This window comes from Escherichia sp. KTE96 (genome assembly GCF_000408525.1).
Lineage (GTDB): Bacteria > Pseudomonadota > Gammaproteobacteria > Enterobacterales > Enterobacteriaceae > Escherichia > Escherichia marmotae.
Genome location: NZ_KE137149.1, coordinates 2,520,309 through 2,545,533, shown reverse-complemented (window position 1 = coordinate 2,545,533; position 25,225 = coordinate 2,520,309). Strand labels below are relative to the sequence as shown.

Sequence of the window (25,225 nt, the reverse complement as noted above, 5' to 3'; positions counted from 1 at the left end):
TGCCGCCTGATTGTTAATCAGGGCTAATTAATATTTCCTTTTTTTCATTCACCCTCTTGCTTACTGCCATTCAGCAACGCTTACCTGTCGCAAATCCTTTACAGTTTTTAAACTAATGAGACGAATCTGATCGACGCAAAAAGTCCGTATGCCTACTATTAGCTCACGGTTATAAATCAACATATTGATTTATAAGCATGGAATCCCCTGAGTGAAAAACGAATTGCTGTGTGTAGTCTTTGCCCATCTCCCATGATGGGCTTTTTTTTAACACTTTTTCGCCCCAACAACTCGCCTCTCGATATCTCCAGGAATATTGCACAAGATACTGTGATTCTCTTCAAGCCGTTAGCTGGCTGATAGTGTTATTTATATTTTATCCTTTTATTCATGCAGCCATTACACAATGAACGCTTATGAACTCCAGGCACTACGCCATATTTTTGCCATGACTATTGATGAATGCGCGACCTGGATTGCCCTGACGGGTGACAGTGAAAGCTGGAAACAGTGGGAAGACGGCAAACGTGCCATTCCTGATCGCGTTGTTGAACAACTGCTGGCTATGCGTCAGCAAAGAAAAAAACATCTTCACGCTATCATAAAGAAAATAAATAACCGCATCGGCAATAATACCATGCGTTCCTTCCCTGACTTAACTGCGTTTCAACGTGTCTACCCTGATGGCAATTTTATTGACTGGAAGATTTATCAATCGGTAGCCGCTGAATTATATGCGCACGATCTTGAGCGTCTTTGTTGATATTTTAACGGGAATCAATAGCCATTATTACAAGAATAATGACCGGATATTGACGCAACATCGCCACACTTTTTAAAGCAAAATTGCTAAGTGGAACTTATGAAAATGCTGTTTTTATTTGGTATTCCTGCCTGCCCGAATTTAACCCTCGCTTACTGTCTGGCTGTGTGCGTCGGTATCGCCAACTCAGCACTGGATACTGGTGGCTACCCCGCGCTGATGGAATGTTTCCCGAAAGCCTCCGGTTCAGCGGTAATTCTGGTTAAAGCGATGATCTCATTCGGGCAAATGTTCTATCCAATGCTGGTGAGTTATATGCTGCTGAATAACATCTGGTACGGCTATGGGTTAATTATCCCAGGCATATTATTTGTACTTATTACATTGATGCTATTGAAAAGCAAATTCCCCAGCCAACGGGTTGATGCTGGCGTTGCCGGAGAATTACCGCAAATGAACAGCAAACCGTTAGTCTGGCTGGAAGGTGTTTCATCGGTAGTGTTCGGTGTCGCGGCATTCTCGACCTTTTATGTGATAGTGGTGTGGATGCCCAAATATGCGATGGCATTTGCCGGTATGTCGGAGGCCGAGGCTTTAAAAACCGTATGGGTTCGCTGGTCTGTGTCTTTATCTTTGCTGCGCTACTGAAAAAATGGTACGCCCCATCTGGGCTAATGTTTTTAGCTCTGCGCTGGCAACGATCACTGCCGCCATTATCTATCTCTACCCTTCTCCGCTGGTGTGTAATGCCGGAGCCTTTGTTATCGGTTTCTCTGCTGCTGGCGGTATTTTACAGCTCGGTGTTTCGGTCATGTCAGAGTTCTTCCCAAAAAGCAAAGCCAAAGTCACCAGTATTTATATGATGATGGGGGGATTGGCTAACTTTGTTATTCCACTGATTACCGGTTATCTGTCGAATATCGGCCTGCAATATATCATCGTTCTCGATTTCACTTTTGCTCTGCTGGCTCTGGTGTTAATTATGGATGTTACGGCTAAATATGAATTAATTGGGCTGATGGCTTATCCTATCCGCCATAGCTTATCGCCTGAAATGCAGAATAAAGCCTTAGAAAAAGCGGGATTGCCATTTACCTATATGGCCTTTGAGGTGGATAACGACAGCTTTGCCGATGCAATTGAAGGATTAAAAGCCTTGAAAATGCGCGGAACCGGTGTGTCGATGCCAAACAAACAACTGGCGTGTGAATATGTTGATGAATTAACGCCAGCGGCAAAACTGGTGGGGACGATCAATACCATCGTCAATGATGACGGCTACCTGCGCGGCTATAACACTGACGGTACGGGTCATATTCGCGCTATTAAAGAGAGCGGTTTTGATATCAAAGGCAAAACTATGGTGCTTTTAGGTGCCGGTGGCGCATCAACGGCAATTGGCGCTCAGGGTGCAATTGAAGGTTTAAAAGAAATTAAACTCTTTAACCGTCGGGATGAGTTTTTCGATAAAGCCCTCGCCTTCGCGCAACGGGTTAATGAAAACACCGATTGTGTCGTAACCGTCACCGATCTTGCCGACCAGCAAGCCTTTGCTGAAGCGCTGGCTTCTGCCGACATTTTAACCAACGACACAAAAGTAGGAATGAAACCCCTTAAGAATGAGTCTTTAGTTAATGATATCAGTTTGTTACATCCAGGACTTCTGGTCACTGAATGCGTGTATAACCCGCATATGACGAAGTTATTACAGCAGGCGCAACAAGCAGGTTGCAAAACGATTGATGGATACGGCATGTTGTTGTGGCAAGGGGCTGAACAGTTCACGTTATGGACTGGCAAAGATTTCCCTCTGGAATACGTTAAACAGGTCATGGGGTTCGACGCCTGACAGGCTGACCGCGTGCAGAAAGGGTAAAAAATGAAAACCGTAACCGTAAAAGATCTCGTCATTGGCACGGGCGCACCAAAAATCATTGTCTCGCTGATGGCGAAAGATATCGCCAGCGTGAAATCTGAAGCTCTCATCTATCGTGAAGCGGACTTTGATATTCTGGAATGGCGCGTGGATCACTTTGCCGACCTCTCCTGTGTAGAGTCGGTCATGGCAGCGGCAAAAGCTATCCGTGAGATAATGCCGGAAAAACCACTGCTGTTTACCTTCCGCAGCGCCAAAGAAGGCGGTGAGCAGGCACTTTCGACAGAAGCGTATATTGCGCTCAATCGCGCAGCCATCGACAGTGGTCTGGTCGATATGATCGATCTGGAGTTATTTACCGGCGATGATCAGGTTAAAGAAACCGTCGCCTACGCTCACGCGCATGATGTGAAGGTTGTCATGTCCAATCATGATTTCCATAAAACGCCAGAGGCCAAAGAAATCATCGCCCGTCTGCGCAAAATGCAGTCCTTCGACGCCGATATTCCCAAAATTGCACTGATGCCACAAAGCACCAGCGATGTGCTGACATTACTTGCCGCGACCCTGGAGATGCAGGAACAGTATGCCGATCGTCCTATCATTACGATGTCGATGGCAAAAACTGGCGTAATTTCTCGTCTGGCCGGTGAAGTATTTGGTTCGGCGGCAACCTTTGGCGCAGTAAAAAAAGCCTCTGCGCCGGGGCAAATATCGGTGAATGATTTACGCACAGTATTAACTATTTTGCATCAGGCATAATAAATAACGCTCCGGCGGGAACTTCCTTACCCGCCGAAATAAAAGTAAGTATTTTAAGAGTATTTAATAAAAATATTCCGTGAATATCTGCGCGCTATTTTCTGGCTGACGCAGGGAAATTCACACCTGAATCAGGAAAAAAATAATGAAACCTGTAAAACCATCTCGTATTAATGGACGAGTGCCGATCCTGTCGGCACAGGAAGCAGTAAATTATATCCCCGACGAAGCAAGGCTTTGTATATTAGGCGCTGGCGGCGATATTCTGGAGGCCACCACATTAATTACCGTTCTTGCTGATAAATATAAGCAGCCCCAGACACTGCGTAATTTATCAATTATTAGCCCTACAGGGCTTGGCGATCGCGGTATTAGTCCGCTGGCGCAAGAAGGTCTTGTGAAATGGGCATTATGCGGACACTGGGGACAATCGCCGCGTATTTCTGACCTTGCAGAACAAAATAAAATTGTTGCCTATAACTATCCACAAGGTGTGCTCACCCAAACATTGCGCGCCGCCGCTGCCCACCAGCCGGGGATTATTAGCGATATTGGTATCGGCACATTTGTCGACCCTCGCCAACAAGGCGGAAAACTTAATGAAGTGACCAACGAAGACCTGATTAAACTGGTCGAGTTTGATAATAAAGAATATCTCTATTACAAAGCGATTGCGCCGGATATCGCCTTTATTCGCGCCACCACCTGCGACAGCGAAGGCTATGCCACCTTTGAAGATGAAGTGATGTATCTCGACGCATTGGTTATTGCCCAGGCGGTGCACAATAACGGCGGTATCGTGATGATGCAGGTGCAGAAGATGGTTAAGAAAGCCACGCTGCATCCCAAATCTGTCCGTATTCCGGGTTATCTGGTGGATATCGTTGTTGTCGATCCCGATCAAACTCAGCTTTATGGCGGCGCACCGGTTAATCGCTTTATTTCTGGTGACTTCACGCTTGATGACAGCACCAAACTTAGCCTGCCCCTTAACCAACGTACACCATCCGGTAAAATACAAAAGTTTTTGTTAAGGAAAGATATTATTCAGCGATTAACCCAGCGTTATTGCGAAATCATGGAATAAGTTTCGTATGCGGAAATAGCGTAAGCCCGGCGACAGGACGCCGCCGGGTATTTATTTTACTTCTTCAGTTCAGCCAGACTTAACCATGTTTGCACCACGGTATCCGGGTTCAGGGACAAGCTATCGATCCCTTCCTCCATCAACCATGCTGCAAAGTCCTCGTGGTCAGACGGGCCCTGACCGCAAATCCCGACATATTTGCCCTGTTTCTTCGCGGCACGGATCGCCATTGATAACAGTGCTTTCACGGCGTCATTGCGCTCATCGAACAGTTCAGAAACTACGCCGGAGTCACGATCCAGACCGAGCGCCAACTGTGTCATATCGTTTGAGCCAATAGAAAAACCATCGAAATATTCGAGGAACTGTTCAGCGAGCAAGGCGTTGGACGGAATTTCACACATCATGATGATCTTCAGCCCGTTCTCACCACGTTTCAGCCCCTGACGCGCCAGTTCTTCAACCACCGCTTTCGCCTGCTCAACGGTACGCACGAATGGGATCATGATCTCAACGTTGGTTAACCCCATGTCGTTGCGCACACGTTTCACCGCTTCACACTCCAGCGCGAAGCAGTCGCGGAAACTTTCGGAAACGTAGCGCCCCGCGCCACGGAAGCCAAGCATCGGGTTCTCTTCATGCGGCTCGTAACGCTCGCCGCCCACCAGGTTGGCGTATTCGTTAGATTTAAAGTCCGAGAGACGAACAATGACGCGCTTCGGATAAAACGCAGCGCCCAGCGTCGCGATCCCTTCGGTCAGACGACCAACATAAAATTCACGCGGAGAATCAAAACCTTTCATCATCTCGCGGATTTCGTTTTGCAACTGCGGTTCCTGGTCGTCAAACTCGAGCAGTGCGCGCGGGTGAACGCCAATCATGCGGTTGATGATAAATTCCAGACGCGCCAGACCCACGCCTTCGTTTGGCAGGCAGGCGAAGTCAAACGCACGATCCGGGTTACCGACGTTCATCATCACTTTCAGCGGCAGATCCGGCATGGTTTCCACGCTGGAGCTTTTCACGCTGAATTCCAGCAGTTCGGCATACACGTAACCGGTGTCGCCTTCGGCACAGGAAACGGTAACCTTCTCACCGTCTTTCATCCGTTCGGTTGCATCACCACAGCCGACTACCGCCGGAATACCCAGTTCACGAGCGATGATCGCCGCGTGACAGGTACGCCCACCACGGTTAGTGACGATGGCCGACGCTTTCTTCATGATCGGTTCCCAGTCCGGGTCGGTCATGTCGGTGACCAGCACATCACCTGGTTCGATGCGGTTCATTTCGCTGATGTCATGAATGACTTTCACCGGGCCTGCGCCAATGCGATGGCCGATAGCACGGCCTTCTGCGATAATCTTGCCCTGTGAATGCAGGGTATAACGTTCCGTGACCTGGCCGCGTGAACGCACGGTTTCTGGACGCGCCTGCACAATGAACAATTTGCCGGTGTGACCATCTTTTGCCCACTCAATGTCCATCGGGCGACCGTAGTGTTTCTCAATTTGTACGGCCTGTTTTGCCAGTTCCTGCACTTCTTCGTTGGTCAGCGAGAAGATGTCACGCTGTTCCTGTGGCACATCTTCAATTTTAACCTGTTTGCCATGTTCCTGAGTCGGCGCGTAGACCATGCGGATTTTTTTCGACCCCATCGTGCGGCGCACGATAGCCGGACGATTCGCCGCCAGCGTCGGTTTATGCACGTAAAATTCATCCGGATTAACCGCGCCCTGCACCACCATTTCACCGAGGCCCCATGCGGAAGTGATAAACACCACCTGGTCGAAACCGGATTCGGTATCAATGGAGAACATCACGCCAGAGGATGCGAGGTCGGAACGCACCATCCGCTGAACACCGGCGGAGAGCGCCACGCCACGGTGATCGTACCCCTGGTGAACGCGATAAGAGATAGCGCGATCATTAAACAGGGACGCAAAGACATGTTTCACAGCTACGAGGACGGCGTCAAACCCCTGAACGTTAAGGAAAGTTTCCTGCTGACCGGCAAAGGAGGCATCCGGCATGTCTTCTGCGGTGGCAGAGGAACGCACTGCAAAAGAGGCGTTTTCGTCATCGGCAGAAAGCTGGGCATAGGCTTCGCGGATGGCATTTTCCAGCTCAGGCTGGAAGGGAGTGTCGATAATCCACTGGCGGATTTGCGCGCCCGCTTTCGCAAGCTGGGTAACATCGTCAATATCCGTTTTATCCAGCAGTTCATAAATGCGCTGGTTTACGCCGCTTTGATCCAGAAACTGGTTAAACGCATCGGCGGTTGTGGCAAAACCATTCGGAACGGAAACACCCATTCCGGAAAGGTTAGTAATCATTTCACCCAGGGAGGCATTTTTGCCCCCAACCCTGTCTACATCATTCATGCCGAGTTGGTTATACCAAAGCACCAGCGGTGACGAGCCATTGTTGGACATCGAACAATCCTTTTGTGATAAATGAACGGTTTGAGAAACACATTTCTGCGCATTTATCTTTGCATATTTAACCGGATGAAAAAAACGGTGAATCGTTCAAGCAAATATATTTTTTTGCTTTTTAAGACTGCTCCCAGCGTTGCGCAAATCCACTATCTTCGATAATTCCCACATAAACCATCGGTATAAACGAAACCATAAAAATGAAATGCTATTTTCATAAAAAATAAAATTGAAGGTTCATTTTATAAACCAGTCATAACGTTCTACGCTTCTGTGCATTTTTAATTTATGCTTTCATAGAATTATGTCTGCATCTCGGGAAGAACAAAATGGATAATGCTGTTGATCGCCACGTTTTTTATATTTCTGATGGTACGGCAATTACTGCGGAGGTATTAGGTCACGCAGTCATGTCGCAATTTCCCGTTACTATCAGCAGCATTACGCTGCCGTTTGTCGAAAATGAGAGCCGTGCACGGGCGGTGAAAGATCAGATCGACGCGATTTACCAGCAGACGGGCGTGCGCCCGCTGGTCTTTTACTCCATTGTGTTACCGGAGATTCGCAACATCATTTTGCAAAGCGAAGGGTTTTGTCAGGATATTGTTCAGGCGCTGGTTGCTCCGCTACAACAAGAGATGAAGCTGGACCCGACACCAATTGCTCACCGTACCCACGGCCTGAACCCTAATAATCTTAATAAATATGATGCGCGCATTGCGGCGATTGATTACACCCTCGCCCATGATGACGGCATTTCGTTGCGCAATCTGGATCAGGCGCAAGTGATCCTGCTCGGCGTCTCTCGCTGTGGTAAAACACCTACCAGCCTTTACCTCGCGATGCAGTTTGGCATTCGCGCAGCAAACTACCCCTTTATTGCCGATGATATGGACAACCTGGTCCTGCCTGCGTCGCTCAAACCACTTCAGCATAAGTTGTTCGGCCTGACTATTGACCCGGAGCGGCTGGCAGCCATTCGCGAAGAACGTAGAGAGAACAGCCGCTATGCCTCGTTGCGTCAGTGCCGGATGGAAGTCGCAGAAGTGGAAGCGTTGTACCGTAAAAATCAGATCCCGTGGATCAACAGTACCAATTATTCGGTAGAAGAGATTGCCACCAAAATCCTTGATATCATGGGACTTAGTCGGAGAATGTACTAGAAAACTAGTATAGAAGTTCGTTTTTTTGTTACTATGCCGTCAATTGCGCGAGGTGTTGCCTGCCTCGCACTTGAAATCAGCAGGGATTGGTTTATCGTGATGCGCATCACTTCCTGGCAACCCTGCCGTTGAAGCAACAAATTTCTGAGACTTGTAATGAACAGAACTGACGAACTCCGTACTGCGCGTATCGAGAGTCTGGTAACGCCCGCTGAACTCGCGCTGCGGTATCCCGTAACGCCTGGCGTTGCCAGCCATGTAATTGATTCCCGGCGCAGAATTGAAAAAATATTGAATGGTGAAGACAAGCGACTGTTGGTCGTTATTGGTCCCTGTTCGATCCACGATCTTACCGCTGCAATGGAGTACGCCACCCGTCTGCAGGCGCTGCGTAATCAGTACCAGTCACGGCTGGAAATCGTAATGCGCACTTATTTTGAAAAACCGCGCACCGTTGTCGGCTGGAAAGGATTAATTTCCGACCCGGATTTAAACGGCAGCTATCGCGTAAATCACGGCCTCGAACTGGCGCGCAAGTTACTGTTGCAGGTGAATGAACTGGGTGTGCCCACTGCCACTGAGTTTCTCGATATGGTGACCGGTCAGTTTATTGCCGATCTGATTAGCTGGGGGGCGATTGGCGCACGCACAACCGAAAGCCAGATCCACCGTGAAATGGCTTCAGCTCTCTCCTGCCCGGTAGGTTTTAAAAATGGCACTGATGGCAACACGCGGATTGCCGTAGATGCAATCCGTGCTGCCCGCGCCAGCCATATGTTCCTCTCGCCAGACAAAAACGGCCAGATGACCATTTACCAGACCAGCGGCAACCCGTATGGCCACATTATTATGCGTGGCGGCAAAAAACCGAATTACCATGCCGATGATATCGCCGCCGCCTGCGATACATTGCACGAGTTTGATTTACCAGAACATCTGGTGGTGGATTTCAGCCACGGCAATTGCCAGAAGCAGCATCGTCGCCAGTTAGAAGTCTGTGAAGATATTTGTCAGCAAATCCGCAATGGCTCTACGGCGATTGCCGGCATTATGGCGGAAAGTTTCCTGCGCGAAGGTACGCAAAAAATTGTCGGCGGTCAGCCGCTCACCTATGGCCAATCCATTACCGACCCGTGTTTAGGCTGGGAAGATACCGAACACCTGATCGAAAAACTCGCCTCTGCGGTAGATACCCGCTTCTGAATGCGTGCCCATTCCGTCGGGAATGGGCATTTCTGCTCAACCTGTTGTCTTCTCAACGAATTATTACTTGCCCTGACGCAATATTATATTGATAATAAGAATCATTGTTATATCAATTATTATTAATTTTTATGAGCTATACGGATAGCAGCAGACTCACGCCTAAAACGGATGCAAATCAGAAGGCTCCTTCTCCACAGCCCATTCGGCGGATTGCCAGCCAGACACTGCTAGGTCCGGATGGCAAGCTCATCATTGATCATGACGGACAAGAATATCTGCTACGTAAAACACAGGCAGGCAAACTGTTGCTGACCAAGTAGCGTTTAACTTGAACAACTGACTTCCAGCCGTTTGCCCCAGTCCGGTGGACGGCTGACATAATCATCATCTCTGTCGCTGAAAGGATTTCGCAACGCCTCATGCAGGCGATGTAACTCCGTCATATCGCCTTGTTCTGCCGCCTCGATGGCCCGTTGTGCCAGCCAGTTACGCAACACCAGCGCCGGATTGACGCTCTGCATAAGTTGCTGACGTTCGCTGTCGGTGACTTCATCTTGCTGCAAACGCGCCCGATAACGCGCAAACCAGTTATCAAACGCCGCACGATCAATAAATTCATCACGCAGTGGTGATGCCGCGCTGTGCTGCCCGGTCAGACTCAACATGCGGAATGTGCGGGTATAATCGCTGCGCTCTCGCGCCATCAGGCTGAATAATTCACTCAGCAAAACGTTATCCTCTTTTTGTTCCGTCATGAAGCCCAGTTTTCGGCGCATCCGTTGCCCATATTGGCTCAACAAAACCTGCTGATAGCTGTCCAGTGCCTCATTCAACGCATCCACAGAAATAAATGGCGATAATGTCTGTGCCAGACGCTGTAAATTCCACAACGCGACGGCAGGTTGATTATCAAAACTGTAACGCCCTTGATGATCCGAGTGATTACAGATAAAGCCCGGTTCGTAATCATCAAGAAAACCAAACGGTCCGTAATCGAGCGTCAATCCGAGAATTGACATATTGTCAGTGTTCATCACGCCATGTGCAAAGCCGACTGTCTGCCAGTTAGCAATTAACGACGCGGTACGTGCGACAACATCGGTAAACCAGAGACGGTATTTGTTCTCATCATCCTGAAGGTGCGGCCAGTAATGACGAATGGCAAAATCAGCCAACTGGCGAACTTTTTCCGGCTCGCGGCGATAATAAAAGTGCTCGAAGTGGCCAAATCGTAAGTGACTGCGCGCCACACGCATCAGCATCGCGCCCGATTCCACCGTTTCCCGATAAACCGGCGTATCGCTGGTGACAATACTTAAAGCGCGCGTCGTTGGAATGCCCAGGTAATGCATCGCCTCGCTGGCGAGGCTTTCGCGAATCGTAGAGCGTAATACCGCCCGTCCATCGCCCATTCGCGAATAAGGCGTCAGCCCCGCACCTTTCAAATGCCAGTCCATTGTGGTGCCATCGGCAAGCTGTTGCTCACCAAGTAGAATGCCGCGCCCGTCACCCAACTGGCCCGCCCAGACGCCAAACTGATGACCACTGTAGACCTGCGCCAGTGGTGACATGCCCGGTAGTAATGTTTCTCCTCCCCAGACGCCCGCGCCACTTTCAAACAGCGACGATGGAATACCCAGCGTATTAGCCAGTTCGGCGTTATACCAGATCAGCCGGGCATTATTTAAAGGCGTGGGGGAAAGTGATGTATAAGTTGCAGGTAATTCATCACGCCAGCGAGTAATAAAAGACAGGGTCATAGATCCTCCTGTCTGATAGTGTAGACGGTAACCCTCGTCTTAAACACCAGCAAACAAAGGGGTTATCGCTGAACCAGAGTTGTTACCTTGCTTACGGGAACGGCTGGCCATAAGCTTCCTTGTAGGGCATGGAAACCATACGGCGTTATTTTCGCCAACATTCCTGAGGTATCAATACCCGCCGCAATGATATAGTTGCAACAGGGTGATATTTGCGCATGAATAGCACGAATAAATGGCGCGAAGGATGTATTAGCTATTTGTTGCTGAACAAAGCCTTTATCCAACATAACTCGGGTGAAAAGACCATCAAATATCGCTTTCATGGTACTGTTTCCCGCACCTAAATTTCCCAATACCAATGGAAAAATTTGCGATAAGTGCAAAAGGTTGTAATTATCTTTCCCCTCATTAAGCTGTGGATAATTTTCATTAATCCGCAATTCAACAAAGGGAATTTTTAATAGTTGGGCTGCGTAATTATTATCAATTAATAATAACCTTGCCACTTGCGGTGTCAAATTAACCCATGCAAAGAGTTTGTGTCGAATAAAAAAATGTTGGCATGATTTAAGTAATTCCAACTGCTCGACAAATAACTGCCAATGCTGCTCCTCGGAAAGTTGCGCCATAACCCGCGTCGTCGGGATGCGAACCGTACCGTCTTCACTGGAGAAATGGGTTATTAATTCAATCCCAACAAGATTTTGCTGACTATCTCTTATCGGCAGAAAATAGCAATCAGAATGATAAACATTCTCCAGTAGAACCTTCATGGTAACCACCCTTCTCCAGGAATGTTTTTGCAATTCCGGCTAAAAAAGATGAGACCATAAGGCATAAAAAATACAGATCGGATAACTTTCATTTTTTCCTTGTTAACCACTTTTTCAGGGGTCCCTTTTAAGATTATCCTAATTATAAACGAATATTCCATTTACGGAATTTTTGTCTGAAAAATACTACTTTATTCAGAAGTAAAAGGACGGCGATGTATCATCACCGTCCTTTTTGACATACTAGATCCGTCTTGCTTGCCAGAAATTTTTCTGCCAGTAGACATTATCAAGGGAAGAACGCATCACCCCTTTGCTGGTAGAAGCATGAATAAATTGGTTGTTGGTATCATAAATACCCACATGTAAACCATTTTGCCCGGAGCCAGTTTTGAAAAAAACCAGATCGCCTGGAAGCAACTCTTCTTTATCAATTTGAGTACCGATAGAGGCCTGCTGCTTTGTTTCACGCGGCAACTGCAAATCGAAACGATCGCGCATCGTTACGACCACAAAGCCTGAGCAGTCCACCCCACGACGACTCATGCCGCCATAACGATAAGGTGTACCATGCCAGCTTTGTAGTTGATCGTTCAAACCGGCAATGACGGTAATAGAGTCAGAAAGTCTGGCATTTGGCGGCGGCGCTTTGTGATGGCTACACCCAACCAGAAACAGTGCTGTGATTAAAATAAGGCAGAAACGCATTCCGTACGAATCCTCTGTTTTTTATTCTTGCATTAATTTAGCGTCGAAATTACCCGATTTTCAAGATGCTATTGCTATCAGGCAGTCGAAATCAGCATTCTGTGTCCTTCAATGTCCAGACGGCGGAAATTCATCCCGTAAGCCTGGGCCAGGTTCGGCGGCGTCAAAACTTCATCCCGGCGTCCACTGGCTAACAGTTTCCCTTGTTTAAGTAACCAGGCCCGATGCGCGTGACGCAATGTGTGATTGAGATCGTGACTGCTCATCACTATCGCCAGTCCTTGCTGGCACAGCGCGCTCAGAATTTTGTCTAACGCACTTTGCTGGGCAACATCAAGGCTGTTCATGGGTTCATCGAGAAGCAGCAATTGACCATCAGGATTGGCTTGCGGCGTGATTTGCAGTACCACCGCAGCAAGACGCACTCGTTGCCATTCACCGCCGGAAAGTTGATTAGTGTTACGTCCGAGTTTGTCATCAAGGGCCAGCGCCCCGGCAACATCATTTAGCAGGTCAGTACGCGTTTTATCATGCTGATGCATGGTCAGGTAATGCCATACCGGCATAGCAAATGGCGGCGTTTGTTGCTGCGAAAGGTAAGCACGATGCAGCGCGAGCTTCGCCGCGGACCATGCTTCCAGTGGCTGGCCAGCAAACTGAATGTTTCCCATACCGCTGGTCATTCCGGCCATCCGCGCCAGCAACGTACTCTTGCCTGCGCCGTTCGGCCCCACCAGATGCAGGATCTCCCCTGCCCGGACTTCGCCAGAAAGCGGCCCCAGGCGGGTTGATTCCGCAACATCCTGTAACTGCATCACAATAGACATTATTTCGCCAACGCCAGTTTAATGCTTTCCATCACAATAGGATCTTCCGGCGTCATATCCGGGGAAAAACGCTGGATAACCTTACCATCCCTGCCCACTAAGAATTTTTCAAAATTCCATAAAATATCATCAGGATACAGTGGTGCTCGCCCCTTACTGGCCAGGCGCGTATAGAATCCGCTTTCTTCCGGCGCAACGGCGGTCGGCGCTGCGGCAATCAATTTTTGGTACAGCGGATGACGACCTTCGCCATTAACTTCAACCTTACTGAACATCGGGAACGTCACACCCCAGGTCGTTGTACAGTAAGTTTTAATTTCTTCATCGCTGCCCGGCTCTTGCTCAAGAAACTGGTTGCACGGAAATCCCAATACTATAAAACCACGATCGGCCCAAGCTTTCTGAATGTTCTCTAACTGTTCATATTGCGGCGTTAAGCCACACTTTGAGGCGACATTGACAATCAGTAGCACATTACCGGCATATTTCTCCAGCGTGGTCACTTCACCGTCAATCGTCTTCACTACGGTGGTCAGTATGGAATCTTGCATCGTGTCTCCTGGATGAGGTCAGTAAAAATCTTAGCTTTTAATCATAGACCGTCTTTTGCGGCTAACGCCCTGCTTTTAACAATAACCAGATAAACACTGGCGCTCCCAGGGTTGCGGTGACCACACCAATGGGCAACTCGGCGGAAACCAGTGCCAGGCGAGCGACAATATCAGCGAGAAGCAATGCGGTAGCTCCCGCCAACGCACAGCCGGGAAGCAATACACGATGATCGGTTAACCCGCACAGCCGCAGAATATGCGGGATCACCAACCCAATAAATCCGATAGCACCAGCAAGCGCCACACTGACGCCGACCATCCAGCCGGTCGCGGCCACCAGCACATTGCGCCAGAACCACAGAGGCAAACCTAACTGTCGCGCCGGGATCTCACCAAGCGCTAACATATTCATCGGTCTGGACTGGCAGCAGACCCACAGCAGCACGGGAATCAACGCCAGCATCAACCAACTTTGCCGCCACTCAACGCCGCCAAAGCCGCCCATCATCCAATACATCAACTGCCGTAAATCAACAGAAGTGGAAAAGTAGATGGCCCACGTCATTAATGCACTACAGATAATCCCTAATGCAACCCCCGCCAGCAATAATCGGCTGGTCGAAAGATGACGACGAGCAAAACGTAAGAGAATTAAAGTGATAATGAGCGCACCAGCAATAGCACAAAGTCCCAGCGCCCACTCAGGTAATTGCCCTTGCCCCAGCAATACAGCAGCAATAAGCCCCACACCTGCACCGTTAGAGACGCCGAGTAGCCCGGGTTCTGCCAATGGGTTTTCAAATAACGCCTGCATCACTGCACCGGACAATGCCAGCGCCGCTCCAACCAATAGCACAGCCAGCGTGCGCGGAAGACGTATTTGCCAGATAAAAAGCTCGCCTCGGGGGGTAAACCAGTCATCTGGCGAGATCCATTGTTCACCAGCACAAAGGCTTAAAAGAAGCGCCAGCAGCATTAATGCTGACAAGGTAAATAACCAGCGTACATTTTGTCGCTGTTGTTGGCGGGCAAGTGTCAGCATGATATCCGTTCAGCTTCAGAATAATGCTGTTGATTTTACGGTGACTCAGCGGGAGTGAAAAGAAAAAAGGCCGCAGAGCGGCCTTTTTAGTTAGATCAGATTACTCGTCTTTGGGCGAAGCGTTTTCGACCCGGCTTTTTAACTTCTGCCCTGGTCTGAAGGTCACCACGCGCCGTGCTGTAATGGGAATATCTTCGCCCGTTTTCGGGTTACGTCCCGGACGTTGATTCTTATCACGCAGATCGAAGTTACCAAAGCCAGAGAGTTTTACCTGCTCGCCGTTTTCCAGAGCGCGACGGATCTCTTCGAAAAACAGTTCAACCAGTTCTTTGGCATCCCGCTTGCTAAGCCCAAGCTTATCAAACAGATATTCTGACATTTCAGCTTTTGTAAGCGCCATAGGTTCAATCCCTCAATGATGCCTGGAATCGCTCTTTTAATGCCTCTACACATTTGGCGACGGTAGCGGCAATCTCCTCTTCTTCGAGTGTACGGCTGGTATCTTGCAGGATCAGGCTTATGGCGAGGCTCTTATACCCCTCCGCAACACCCTTACCGCGGTACACGTCAAATAAGTTTACGCCAACTACCTGATTTACGCCAACTTTCTTACATTCGGATAAAATATCCGCAGCGGGAACGTTTTCTGCGACCACAACCGCGATGTCGCGACGGTTCGCCGGGAAGCGAGAAATCTCGCGCGCTTGAGGCACCACGCGGTCTGCGAGCTTGCTCCACTCCAGTTCGAACACCAGAGTGCGACCGTTGAGATCCAGTTTACGTTCCAGTTCAGGATGAACAACCCCAACAAAACCAATGCGTTCACCTTTCAGATAAATCGCTGCGGATTGTCCAGGATGCAGCGCCGGATTCGCTTCTGCACGGAACTCAACCTCATTCAGTTTACCAGTCAGGTCGAGAACGGATTCCAGATCACCTTTCAAATCATAGAAATCAACGGTCTCTTTTGCCAGGTTCCAGTGCTCTTCATAACGGTTACCGCAAATAACACCAGCTAACATCAGATCCTGACGAATGCCCAATGGTGCCTGGGTGTCCGGAACAAAACGCAGGCCACTTTCGAAAATACGCACACGGTTTTGCTGACGGTTCTGGTTGTACACTACCGTTGCCAGCAGGCCAGTCCACAAAGAAAGGCGCATTGCTGACATTTCAACCGAGATCGGACTTGGCAGCAGTAACGCTTCTGCACCCGGGTGGATCATCTGCTGAACTTTCGGATCCACGAAGCTGTAGGTGATCACTTCCTGATAGCCTTTGTCGTTGAGAAGCGTTTTCACACGCTTGAGCGACAGGTCAGCTTCGCGGTGAGTGCCCATAATCAGGCTCGCCTGCACCGGCTCGTCCGGAATGTTGTTGTAGCCATAAACACGAGCGACTTCTTCGACCAGATCCTCTTCAATCTCCATGTCGAAACGCCAGCTCGGCGCAACTGCCTGCCACTCGTCCTTACCTTCGGTCACTTTGCAGCCGAGGCGGCGCAGAATGTCGGTAACCTGCTCATCGGCAATATGATGGCCGATCAGGCGATCCAGTTTGCTGCGACGTAAAGTGATAGTCGCACGCTTCGGCAGCGTTGCTTCGTTGGTGATATCGATAACCGGACCTGCTTCACCGCCGCAAATGTCAATCAGCAGACGAGTCGCACGTTCCATTGCTTTATGCTGCAGTGCCGGATCAACACCACGCTCGTAACGGTGAGACGCATCGGTATGCAGGCCATGACGACGAGCACGACCGGTGATAGACAGCGGGCTGAAGAAAGCGCATTCCAGCAAAACGTTTTGCGTTTCTTCATTTACGCCAGAATGTTCGCCGCCGAAGATGCCACCCATTGCCAGTGCCTTGTTGTGGTCAGCAATAACCAGAGTGTCAGCATTCAGCTTCGCTTCAGTGCCATCGAGCAACACCAGCGTTTCACCCTCTTTCGCCATCCGCACCACAATACCGCCTTCAATGCGATCTTTATCGAAAGCGTGCATCGGTTGACCCAGTTCAAGGAGCACGTAGTTGGTCACGTCAACGACCGCATCGATAGAACGAATGCCGCAGCGACGCAGTTTTTCTTTCATCCACAGCGGAGTTGGGGCTTTAACGTTAATGCCTTTTACGACGCGACCAAGATAACGCGGGCAGGCTTCAGGCGCTTCTACTGCAATCGGCAACGTATCGTCAATGGTTGCACCAACCGGAATGATTTCCGGTTCAACCAGCGGCAACTGGTTCAGCACAGCAACGTCGCGCGCAACACCAATGATGCCTAAGCAGTCGGCACGGTTTGGCGTAACGCTGATTTCGATAGTGTTATCATCGAGTTTCAGGTATTCACGAATGTCAGTACCAATCGGCGCATCCGCTGGCAGTTCAATAATGCCGTTATGATCGTCAGAAATGCCCAGCTCGGAGAAAGAGCACAGCATCCCTTCAGACGGTTCGCCACGCAGTTTCGCCGCTTTAATTTTAAAATCACCCGGCAGAACAGCACCAATGGTCGCTACCGCCACACGCAGGCCCTGGCGGCAGTTTGGTGCGCCACAGACAATATCCAGCAGGCGATCACCACCAACGTTGACTTTCGTCACTCGCAGTTTGTCAGCGTTTGGATGCTGTGCGCACTCAACTACTTCACCAACAACCACGCCATGGAAGCTACCGGCAACCGGTTCTACACCGTCAACTTCCAGACCCGCCATAGTGATTTGATTCGCCAGCGCATCGCTATCAATCGCTGGGTTCACCCATTCGCGTAACCACAGTTCACTGAATTTCATAATCTATTCCTGCCTTATTTAAACTGTTTGAGGAAACGCAGATCGTTTTCGAAGAATGAACGCAGGTCGGTGACGCCGTAACGCAACATAGTCAGGCGCTCCATCCCCATCCCAAAGGCAAAACCGGAGTAAACTTCCGGGTCGATACCGACGTTACGCAGCACATTTGGATGCACCATGCCGCAACCCAGCACTTCCAACCATTTGCCGTTTTTACCCATAACGTCCACTTCTGCAGACGGTTCGGTGAACGGGAAGTAGGAAGGACGGAAGCGGATCTGCAAATCTTCTTCAAAGAAGTTACGCAGGAAGTCGTGCAGTGTGCCTTTCAGGTTGGTAAAGCTGATGTTGGTGTCAACAATCAGGCCTTCCATCTGATGGAACATCGGTGTGTGAGTCTGGTCGTAGTCGTTACGATAAACACGGCCAGGTGCGATGATACGAATCGGTGGCTGCTGGGCTTTCATGGTGCGGATCTGTACGCCAGACGTCTGGGTACGCAGCAGGCGAGTAGCATCAAACCAGAAAGTGTCGTGGTCAGCGCGCGCCGGGTGGTGACCTGGAATGTTCAGAGCATCAAAGTTATGATAATCGTCTTCGATTTCCGGCCCGGTAGCCACGGTAAAGCCAAGCTCACCGAAGAAACTTTCGATACGGTCGATAGTACGGGTCACCGGATGCAGACCGCCGTTTTCAATACGACGCCCCGGCAAGGAGACATCAATAGTTTCTGCTGCCAGACGCGCATTCAACGCCGCGCTTTCCAGCTCGGCTTTACGCGCATTCAGCGCCTGCTGCACCTGCTCTTTTGCTTCGTTGATAACCGCACCGGCTGCCGGACGCTCTTCTGGCGGCAGCTCACGCAGGGTCGTCATCTGAAGGGTCAAGTGCCCTTTTTTACCCAAATATTCGACGCGCACATTGTCTAACGCGGCAACATCTGACGCCTGGCTAATGGCCGCCTTCGCACTGGCAACCAGTTCTGCGAGATGTGACATGGTTTTCCTCATTGTGTCGGTGGTGACACTGGTTCGTTGGACTTAGAGCCTATCCCATCAGACTATTTTACTTGCCATTTTGTCCCGGGCAGTGCTCGAAATCCTCACGTACTTAAGTACGCTCCGGTTTCTCCGCACTGGCCGTGTCCAAACTGACTGCGACAGTTACGCCTGATGAGACAGGCTTTTTATTTTTCAGAACGCGCATACAAAAAAAGCCTCCACTGGGAGGCTTTCAGGCGCTGTTTTCCGTTTCTCTTCTCACGCGCTAGCCTCCTGGAGTCAGGTGCTAAAGTAAAAAAAGAAGCGGAAAATAGCAGCATTCATTGCTTGCGTTACCTTTTGGAACTTTTCAAAAGACCTTTATTGAAAAGGCTACGACGATAAAAGTCAATGTTCTGATAGTGTTGAAACGAAAAGAGGGAGACAAGCTCCCTCTTTCAACTGGCTTATGCCAGAGCTGCTTTCGCTTTTTCAACCAGAGCGGTGAACGCTACTTTGTCGAATACTGCGATGTCAGCCAGGATCTTACGGTCGATTTCAACAGAGGCTTTTTTCAGGCCATTGATGAATTTGCTGTAAGAAATACCGTTCTGACGTGCTGCTGCGTTGATACGCGCAATCCACAGTTGACGGAACTGACGCTTACGTTGACGACGGTCACGGTAAGCATACTGACCAGCCTTGATAACAGCCTGGAAGGCAACGCGGTATACGCGAGAACGCGCACCGTAGTAGCCTTTAGCTTGTTTCAAAATTTTCTTGTGACGTGCGCGTGCAATAACACCACGTTTTACGCGAGCCATATGTGCTCTCCTGTATCTATTCTAATTAAAAAGTTAAAAAACGTTAACGGCTTATGCGTACGGCAGGCACGCGATTACCAGGCCCAGATCGCCTTTAGAAACCATGGCTTTCGGACGCAGGTGACGTTTACGTTTGGTCGCTTTTTTGGTCAGAATGTGACGCAGGTTAGCGTGCTTGTGCTTAAAACCACCTTTACCGGTTTTTTTGAAGCGCTTAGCAGCACCGCGTACGGTCTTAATTTTTGGCATTTTAATAACTTCCACTTCGCATTGTTGATAAACAGAAACAAAGGCGAATCACCCTGTGAGCCGAGGCCCACAGGAATGATTACTTGATGGCCTTACTGTTTCTTCTTAGGAGCGAGCACCATGATCATCTGGCGGCCTTCGATCTTCGTTGGGAAGGATTCGACCACTGCCAGTTCTTGCAAATCGTCTTTCACGCGATTAAGCACTTCCATACCGATTTGCTGGTGCGCCATCTCACGACCGCGGAAACGCAGTGTGATTTTGGCTTTATCACCCTCTTCCAGAAAGCGAATCAGGCTGCGGAGTTTTACCTGATAGTCGCCTTCATCGGTACCAGGACGGAATTTAATTTCCTTAACCTGGATAACTTTTTGCTTTTTCTTCTGTTCCTTAGAAGACTTGCTCTTTTCATAGAGGAATTTGCCGTAATCCATGATACGACAAACCGGCGGCTCGGCGTTAGGGCTGATCTCGACTAAGTCTACTCCGGCTTCTTCAGCTTTCTCCAGAGCTTCTCTCAGACTCACAATACCAAGCTGCTCGCCTTCCAGACCTGTTAAGCGAACTTCCTGGGCGCGAATTTCGCCATTAATACGGTTAGGGCGCGCCGTTTGAACTCGTTTTCCGCCTTTAATACCTTATTCCTCCAATTGTTTAAGACTGCGGCTGCGAATCTCTTGTTGCAGCTTCTCGATCACTTCATTTACGTCCATGCTTCCCAGGTCTTTACCACGGCGGGTGCGAACGGCAACTTTGCCAGATTCCACCTCTTTATCACCACAGACCAACATATACGGGACGCGACGCAAAGTGTGCTCGCGGATTTTAAAGCCAATCTTCTCATTTCTCAAGTCTGCTTTAACACGAATGCCCGCATTTGATAGTTTTTGCGTCAATTCGTTAACGTATTCAGACTGCGAATCAGTAATGTTCATGATAACAACCTGAACCGGCGCAAGCCAGGTCGGGAAGAAACCAGCGAACTCTTCGGTCAGGATACCGATGAAACGTTCCATAGACCCCAGAATTGCGCGGTGAATCATTACCGGAACCTTACGCTCGTTGTCTTCGCCCACATAGGAGGCGCTCAGACGAGACGGCAAGGAGAAGTCCAGCTGTACCGTACCGCACTGCCATGCACGATCGAGGCAGTCATACAGGGTAAATTCAATTTTCGGACCGTAGAAAGCGCCTTCACCCAGTTGATATTCAAACGGGATGTTGTTTTCTTCCAGCGCAACTGCCAGGTCCGCCTCAGCACGATCCCACATTTCGTCGCTGCCAATACGTTTTTCAGGACGAGTGGAAAGTTTGACCACGATTTTCTCGAAGCCAAAAGTGCTGTACATATCATAGACTAAACGGATACATCCGTTAACTTCATCGCGAATTTGTTCTTCAGTACAGAAGATATGCGCGTCATCCTGGGTGAAACCACGTACACGCATCAGTCCATGCAGAGAACCTGACGGCTCGTTACGGTGGCAGCTACCGAACTCGGCCATACGCAGCGGCAGATCGCGATACGACTTCAGCCCCTGGTTGAAAATTTGTACGTGACCCGGGCAGTTCATCGGCTTAATGCAGTATTCACGGTTCTCTGAAGACGTGGTGAACATCGCATCTTTGTAGTTTTCCCAGTGTCCGGTTTTTTCCCACAGGACGCGGTCCATCATGAACGGACCTTTTACTTCCTGATACTGGTACTCTTTCAGTTTAGAACGTACGAACACTTCCAGTTCACGGAAGATTGTCCAGCCGTCATTGTGCCAGAACACCATACCCGGCGCTTCTTCCTGCATATGATACAGGTCAAGCTGCTTACCGATTTTACGGTGGTCGCGTTTCGCGGCTTCTTCCAGGCGCTGCAGGTAAGCGTTGAGGGCTTTTTTGTCTGCCCACGCAGTACCGTAAATACGCTGCAACATTTTGTTGTTGCTATCGCCGCGCCAGTAAGCCCCTGCCGTTTTCATCAGTTTGAAGTGATGGCAGAAACGCATGTTCGGTACGTGCGGACCGCGGCACATATCGACATATTCTTCATGAAAATAGAGACCCGGCAGGTCATCATGGGCAATATTTTCGTCCAGGATGGAGACTTTATAGCTCTCGCCGCGTTTAACAAACGTTTCACGCGCTTCGTGCCAGCTAACTTTCTTCTTAATGACGTCGTAGTTTTTCTCAGCAAGCTCATGCATCCGCTTCTCGAGTGCTTCGACATCTTCCTGGGTTAACGTGCGGTCAAGATCAACGTCATAATAGAAACCGTTGTCAATAACCGGGCCGATTGCCATTTTGGTATGCGGCCAAAGTTGTTTAATTGCGTGCCCTAACAGGTGCGCGCAGGAGTGACGAATGATCTCCAGACCTTCTTCGTCTTTAGCGGTAATGATCGCCAGTTTAGCGTCGTTTTCAATCAAATCGCACGCATCTACCAGTTCGCCATTAACGCGCCCTGCGATACAGGCTTTCGCCAGACCTGGACCAATGTCCAGCGCAACATCCATGGGGCTTACAGCGTGGTCGTAATGGCGTTGGCTGCCATCAGGAAGAGTAATAACAGGCATGTTATATCCTTATTTGCAGTGGTGACCCACACGAAAGATCACATACAAAGATTCATATGAAATTTACCAAAAAGGTTTGGGTTGATTCCCGCTTCACTCTGCGAAATATGTCACAGCATACCGGTTGGTGATGCCAGACCTACACCCACTTTCTGATAATACCGCCTGGCAGTTTACACGGTATTTGTTGTCGGGCAAAGCGACAATCACCATGATCGATATGATATAAATCAACACAGGCAACACCTGCCCATTTTGTTACACTCGATTATCGACTACTCGAAATACGCAGGAAAATCGCATGCCGACAAAACGTTTTGACAAAAAACACTGGAAGATGGTGGTGGTACTACTGGCTATCTGTGGCGCGATGCTGTTACTGCGTTGGGCAGCAATGATTTGGGGCTGAATGGTAAGACTCTATCCGCTAACGTAAAAGCCAGACCGCACGTCGCAGTCCGGCAGTAATAGTTACATTTTATATCCCAGCGATAACGTTGTTCGGCGGTCAGTATGTTCTGGGGCCGATTCAGGCGGTTCAGAGTTCCACGTGACGTTGTAAGCCACTTTAAGACCGAAATGCTCATTGATGGCAACATTCAGCGCACTTTCCGAGTTTAACGTCGTGTCTTCCGCGCCAAAGACGGAAACACCTTGGGTAAATTTAGTGTTGTCGGTCAACTGCCACGCATAAGCCCCGGAAGCATAACCCAGCGGCTGAGTTTCACTGGCATTGTCGGTATATTTGTCGTAACGCACGCCAGGACCGAATTCAAAGCGGAAACTGTGTACCGGACCATTCAAAAACTGGCGACCATAACCCGCAGTCAGCACATCGCGTTCGCGATAACCGTTATAACGGTCTGTCAGCCAACTAGCCTGACCAAATAAATAGTCATAGTCAGTTAAATTAAAACGGCTACGCCCGCCCACCGCATATTTTTCCGAAGAACGTTCATCATTAGAAGACGTATTGCTGGCGTTCCCCCACAGCGACCAGGCAGTAGTATACCCATACCAGGTCATAGTGGTATCAGCCGTTAGTGAAGAACTTTTCGTGTTACCTGATTGTGCAAGGTAACCTGCATTCAGATTACCTTCGAAAGGTTTTTTGGCGCTGGCAGGGTCGTCCATGACAGTAAAAACGGAATCATCGGCAGTTGCATTCAGAGACGCAAACATACCTCCCGCCAACATAACGATGGCAGGAACTGTCTTCAAAAGCTTCATTTATTAAAAGTCCGTACAACAAAAAAAGAGACCATCGCGGTCCCGGAAACTTTCTTGAGGATCAAAGAGTAGCGTCCCTGGAAAGGTAACAAATTATAAAAAGGAGTGAAAAACTTAGCAATGACTTCTTATTTCATTTTTTGAATAAGCACATTGCGAAAACAGATATTTATTTATATATCTTTACCCGATTAATTTTATATAAATATCCAATAAATCATATTGTTAATTTCTTCACTTCCCACTGATTCAGTGCCAGACTGAAATCAGCCTATAGGAGGAAATGATGGTACGTATCTATACGTTGACACTTGCGCCTTCTCTCGATAACGCAACAATTACCCCGCAAATTTATCCCGAAGGAAAACTGCGCTGTACCGCCCCGGTGTTTGAGCCTGGTGGCGGCGGTATTAACGTCGCCCGCGCCATTGCTCACCTTGGGGGTAGCGCCACGGCAATCTTCCCGGCTGGCGGCGCAACCGGCGAACATCTGGTTTCACTGCTGGCTGATGAAAATGTCCCGGTTGCCACTGTCGAAGCAAAAGACTGGACCCGCCAGAATCTGCACGTACATGTAGAATCTACGGGTGAGCAGTACCGATTTGTCATGCCTGGCGCGACGTTAAGTGAAGATGAATTTCGTCAACTTGAAGAACAGGTTCTGGAAATTGAATCTGGGGCTATCCTGGTCATAAGCGGCAGTCTGCCCCCAGGTGTGAAGCTGGAAAAATTAACTCAACTTATCTCCGCTGCACAAAAACAAGGGATTCGTTGCATTGTCGACAGTTCCGGCGATGCACTAAGCGCGGCACTGGCCATTGGCAATATCGAACTGGTGAAACCTAACCAGAAAGAGCTCAGCGCACTGGTCAATCGCGAACTCACCCAGCCAGATGATGTGCGCAAAGCCGCGCAGGAAATCGTAAATAGTGGTAAGGCCAAACGGGTTGTTGTTTCTCTTGGCCCGCAAGGGGCGTTGGGAGTGGACAGCGAAAACTGCATTCAGGTAGTGCCGCCACCGGTGAAAAGCCAGAGTACCGTCGGTGCAGGTGACAGCATGGTCGGCGCGATGACGCTGAAGCTGGCGGAAAATGCCCCTCTTGAAGAAATGGTTCGTTTTGGCGTAGCCGCAGGTAGTGCCGCCACGCTCAATCAAGGAACTCGCCTGTGCTCCCATGACGATACGCAAAAAATTTACGCTTACCTTTCCCACTAATAGAGATATTCCCCCAACATTGGGGGAATCACCACAAACCTGTCGGCAACGCGTTTCTCCGACTATGCTAAAAAATCACGTGATAACAAAGAGGTGAATTATGGCCGGTGGCGACCTTGTCCGCTATGTCATTACCGTCATGTTGCATGAAGACACATTAACTGAAATTAATGAGTTAAATAACTTTCTGACACGCGACGGTTTTTTACTGACCATGACGGATGATGACGGAAATATCCATGAGCTGGGAACGAACACCTTTGGGCTTATCAGTACTCAAAATGAAGATGAAATAAGAGAGCTGGTTGCCGGGCTTACCCAAAGTGCAACCGGCAAATCCCCGGAAATCACAATCACCACCTGGGAGAAATGGTATAGCGACAGAAAATAAATGGTTTTTGGGCAATA

At 49.2% G+C, this 25,225-nt stretch carries 26 protein-coding genes, 1 other RNA gene, 1 pseudogene and 1 other annotated feature; of the genes and pseudogenes, 12 read left to right on the top strand and 16 right to left on the bottom strand.

Annotated features, from left to right (window positions below; translation table 11 throughout):
* Positions 1–165 precede the first annotated feature (165 nt).
* The 6 genes and pseudogenes from rprA to A1WG_RS02720 all read left to right on the top strand — a co-directional run bounded on the left by rprA (position 166) and on the right by A1WG_RS02720 (position 4,488).
* An RNA gene (gene rprA / locus A1WG_RS23855) (antisense sRNA RprA) lies at positions 166–271 on the top strand.
* 135 nt (positions 272–406) lie between these two features.
* Positions 407–763, top strand: coding sequence for a YdiL family protein (locus A1WG_RS02710; RefSeq protein ID WP_000995294.1), 357 nt, complete (start codon positions 407–409; stop codon positions 761–763).
* 96 nt (positions 764–859) lie between these two features.
* Positions 860–1,766 (top strand): annotated as a pseudogene (locus A1WG_RS24740) (MFS transporter); the annotation flags it as partial.
* On the top strand, positions 1,746–2,612 hold the full coding sequence (gene ydiB / locus A1WG_RS0122435) for a quinate/shikimate dehydrogenase (protein WP_024191871.1): 867 nt from the start codon (positions 1,746–1,748) through the stop codon (positions 2,610–2,612). The pseudogene A1WG_RS24740 and the gene ydiB, both read left to right, overlap by 21 nt.
* A 30-nt stretch (positions 2,613–2,642) precedes the next feature.
* Positions 2,643–3,401 carry a type I 3-dehydroquinate dehydratase gene (gene aroD, locus A1WG_RS02715; RefSeq protein WP_001516316.1) on the top strand — a complete coding sequence of 253 codons (759 nt, stop codon included), beginning with the start codon at positions 2,643–2,645 and terminating at the stop codon, positions 3,399–3,401.
* 145 nt (positions 3,402–3,546) lie between these two features.
* Positions 3,547–4,488 (top strand): CoA-transferase, encoded by a 942-nt coding sequence (locus A1WG_RS02720; RefSeq protein ID WP_001516315.1) that lies wholly within the window; start codon positions 3,547–3,549, stop codon positions 4,486–4,488.
* Positions 4,489–4,544: 56 nt separating this feature from the next.
* Here A1WG_RS02720 and ppsA read toward each other — a convergent pair whose 3' ends face one another.
* Complete coding sequence (ppsA, locus tag A1WG_RS02725; protein ID WP_000069391.1) at positions 4,545–6,923, bottom strand: phosphoenolpyruvate synthase; 2,379 nt, start codon at positions 6,921–6,923, stop codon at positions 4,545–4,547.
* Between the two features lie 332 nt (positions 6,924–7,255).
* On the opposite strand from ppsA, the gene ppsR reads away from it, so the two are divergent.
* The 3 genes from ppsR (at position 7,256) to hemP (ending at position 9,615) form a co-directional block, all read left to right on the top strand.
* Positions 7,256–8,089 carry a posphoenolpyruvate synthetase regulatory kinase/phosphorylase PpsR gene (ppsR, locus tag A1WG_RS02730; protein ID WP_000368060.1) on the top strand — a complete coding sequence of 278 codons (834 nt, stop codon included), beginning with the start codon at positions 7,256–7,258 and terminating at the stop codon, positions 8,087–8,089.
* Positions 8,090–8,245: 156 nt separating this feature from the next.
* Positions 8,246–9,292 (top strand): 3-deoxy-7-phosphoheptulonate synthase AroH, encoded by a 1,047-nt coding sequence (gene aroH / locus A1WG_RS02735; protein WP_001516314.1) that lies wholly within the window; start codon positions 8,246–8,248, stop codon positions 9,290–9,292.
* 131 nt (positions 9,293–9,423) lie between these two features.
* Positions 9,424–9,615 (top strand): hemin uptake protein HemP, encoded by a 192-nt coding sequence (gene hemP / locus A1WG_RS02740; RefSeq protein ID WP_001516313.1) that lies wholly within the window; start codon positions 9,424–9,426, stop codon positions 9,613–9,615.
* 3 nt (positions 9,616–9,618) lie between these two features.
* Here the strand turns inward: hemP and selO are convergent, their stop codons facing one another.
* From selO to thrS, 14 genes are all read right to left on the bottom strand, one after another.
* Positions 9,619–11,055, bottom strand: coding sequence for a protein adenylyltransferase SelO (gene selO, locus A1WG_RS02745; RefSeq protein ID WP_001516312.1), 1,437 nt, complete (start codon positions 11,053–11,055; stop codon positions 9,619–9,621).
* Positions 11,056–11,117: 62 nt separating this feature from the next.
* Positions 11,118–11,831, bottom strand: a complete 714-nt coding sequence (locus A1WG_RS02750) for an EAL domain-containing protein (protein ID WP_000866247.1) — start codon at positions 11,829–11,831, stop codon at positions 11,118–11,120.
* A gap of 243 nt (positions 11,832–12,074) precedes the next feature.
* Entirely contained in the window at positions 12,075–12,539 is a 465-nt protein-coding gene (locus tag A1WG_RS02755) for a C40 family peptidase (protein WP_001209789.1), read from the bottom strand.
* Positions 12,540–12,616: 77 nt separating this feature from the next.
* Positions 12,617–13,366: a vitamin B12 ABC transporter ATP-binding protein BtuD gene (gene btuD / locus A1WG_RS02760; RefSeq protein WP_000029478.1), complete on the bottom strand. Its 750-nt coding sequence runs from the start codon at positions 13,364–13,366 to the stop codon at positions 12,617–12,619.
* On the bottom strand, positions 13,366–13,917 hold the full coding sequence (gene btuE, locus A1WG_RS02765) for a bifunctional thioredoxin/glutathione peroxidase (RefSeq protein WP_001154204.1): 552 nt from the start codon (positions 13,915–13,917) through the stop codon (positions 13,366–13,368). Before btuE ends, btuD begins: the two co-directional genes overlap by 1 nt.
* A gap of 61 nt (positions 13,918–13,978) precedes the next feature.
* The gene (btuC, locus tag A1WG_RS02770) at positions 13,979–14,959 is read right to left on the bottom strand and encodes a vitamin B12 ABC transporter permease BtuC (RefSeq protein ID WP_000956546.1); all 981 of its coding nucleotides are present in this window, start codon (positions 14,957–14,959) and stop codon (positions 13,979–13,981) included.
* A 100-nt stretch (positions 14,960–15,059) separates the two neighbouring features.
* On the bottom strand, positions 15,060–15,359 hold the full coding sequence (ihfA, locus tag A1WG_RS02775) for an integration host factor subunit alpha (protein WP_001229265.1): 300 nt from the start codon (positions 15,357–15,359) through the stop codon (positions 15,060–15,062).
* Positions 15,360–15,363: 4 nt separating this feature from the next.
* Complete coding sequence (gene pheT, locus A1WG_RS02780) at positions 15,364–17,751, bottom strand: phenylalanine--tRNA ligase subunit beta (protein WP_000672317.1); 2,388 nt, start codon at positions 17,749–17,751, stop codon at positions 15,364–15,366.
* Positions 17,752–17,765: 14 nt separating this feature from the next.
* Positions 17,766–18,749 (bottom strand): phenylalanine--tRNA ligase subunit alpha, encoded by a 984-nt coding sequence (gene pheS, locus A1WG_RS02785; RefSeq protein ID WP_000018588.1) that lies wholly within the window; start codon positions 18,747–18,749, stop codon positions 17,766–17,768.
* 208 nt (positions 18,750–18,957) lie between these two features.
* Positions 18,958–19,082: a sequence feature (Phe leader region), on the bottom strand.
* Positions 19,032–19,076, bottom strand: coding sequence for a pheST operon leader peptide PheM (pheM, locus tag A1WG_RS24900; RefSeq protein ID WP_001386830.1), 45 nt, complete (start codon positions 19,074–19,076; stop codon positions 19,032–19,034). Its footprint overlaps the feature before it by 45 nt.
* A 116-nt stretch (positions 19,083–19,198) precedes the next feature.
* On the bottom strand, positions 19,199–19,555 hold the full coding sequence (rplT, locus tag A1WG_RS02790; protein ID WP_000124850.1) for a 50S ribosomal protein L20: 357 nt from the start codon (positions 19,553–19,555) through the stop codon (positions 19,199–19,201).
* A gap of 51 nt (positions 19,556–19,606) precedes the next feature.
* Complete coding sequence (rpmI, locus tag A1WG_RS02795) at positions 19,607–19,804, bottom strand: 50S ribosomal protein L35 (protein ID WP_001124225.1); 198 nt, start codon at positions 19,802–19,804, stop codon at positions 19,607–19,609.
* 92 nt (positions 19,805–19,896) lie between these two features.
* The gene (gene infC, locus A1WG_RS0122420; protein WP_001700733.1) at positions 19,897–20,439 is read right to left on the bottom strand and encodes a translation initiation factor IF-3; all 543 of its coding nucleotides are present in this window, start codon (positions 20,437–20,439) and stop codon (positions 19,897–19,899) included.
* A 3-nt stretch (positions 20,440–20,442) separates the two neighbouring features.
* Complete coding sequence (gene thrS, locus A1WG_RS02800) at positions 20,443–22,371, bottom strand: threonine--tRNA ligase (protein WP_001144185.1); 1,929 nt, start codon at positions 22,369–22,371, stop codon at positions 20,443–20,445.
* Positions 22,372–22,672: 301 nt separating this feature from the next.
* Here thrS and yniD point away from each other — a divergent pair, with 301 nt between their 5' ends.
* Entirely contained in the window at positions 22,673–22,780 is a 108-nt protein-coding gene (gene yniD / locus A1WG_RS02805) for a small membrane protein YniD (protein ID WP_001142445.1), read from the top strand.
* A gap of 62 nt (positions 22,781–22,842) precedes the next feature.
* Here yniD and A1WG_RS02810 read toward each other — a convergent pair whose 3' ends face one another.
* Complete coding sequence (locus A1WG_RS02810; protein WP_000771407.1) at positions 22,843–23,601, bottom strand: DUF481 domain-containing protein; 759 nt, start codon at positions 23,599–23,601, stop codon at positions 22,843–22,845.
* A 286-nt stretch (positions 23,602–23,887) separates the two neighbouring features.
* On the opposite strand from A1WG_RS02810, the gene pfkB reads away from it, so the two are divergent.
* Both pfkB and ghoS read left to right on the top strand, forming a co-directional pair.
* Entirely contained in the window at positions 23,888–24,817 is a 930-nt protein-coding gene (pfkB, locus tag A1WG_RS02815; RefSeq protein ID WP_001516311.1) for a 6-phosphofructokinase II, read from the top strand.
* Between the two features lie 100 nt (positions 24,818–24,917).
* Complete coding sequence (gene ghoS, locus A1WG_RS02820) at positions 24,918–25,208, top strand: type V toxin-antitoxin system endoribonuclease antitoxin GhoS (protein WP_000896961.1); 291 nt, start codon at positions 24,918–24,920, stop codon at positions 25,206–25,208.
* Positions 25,209–25,225 lie beyond the last annotated feature (17 nt).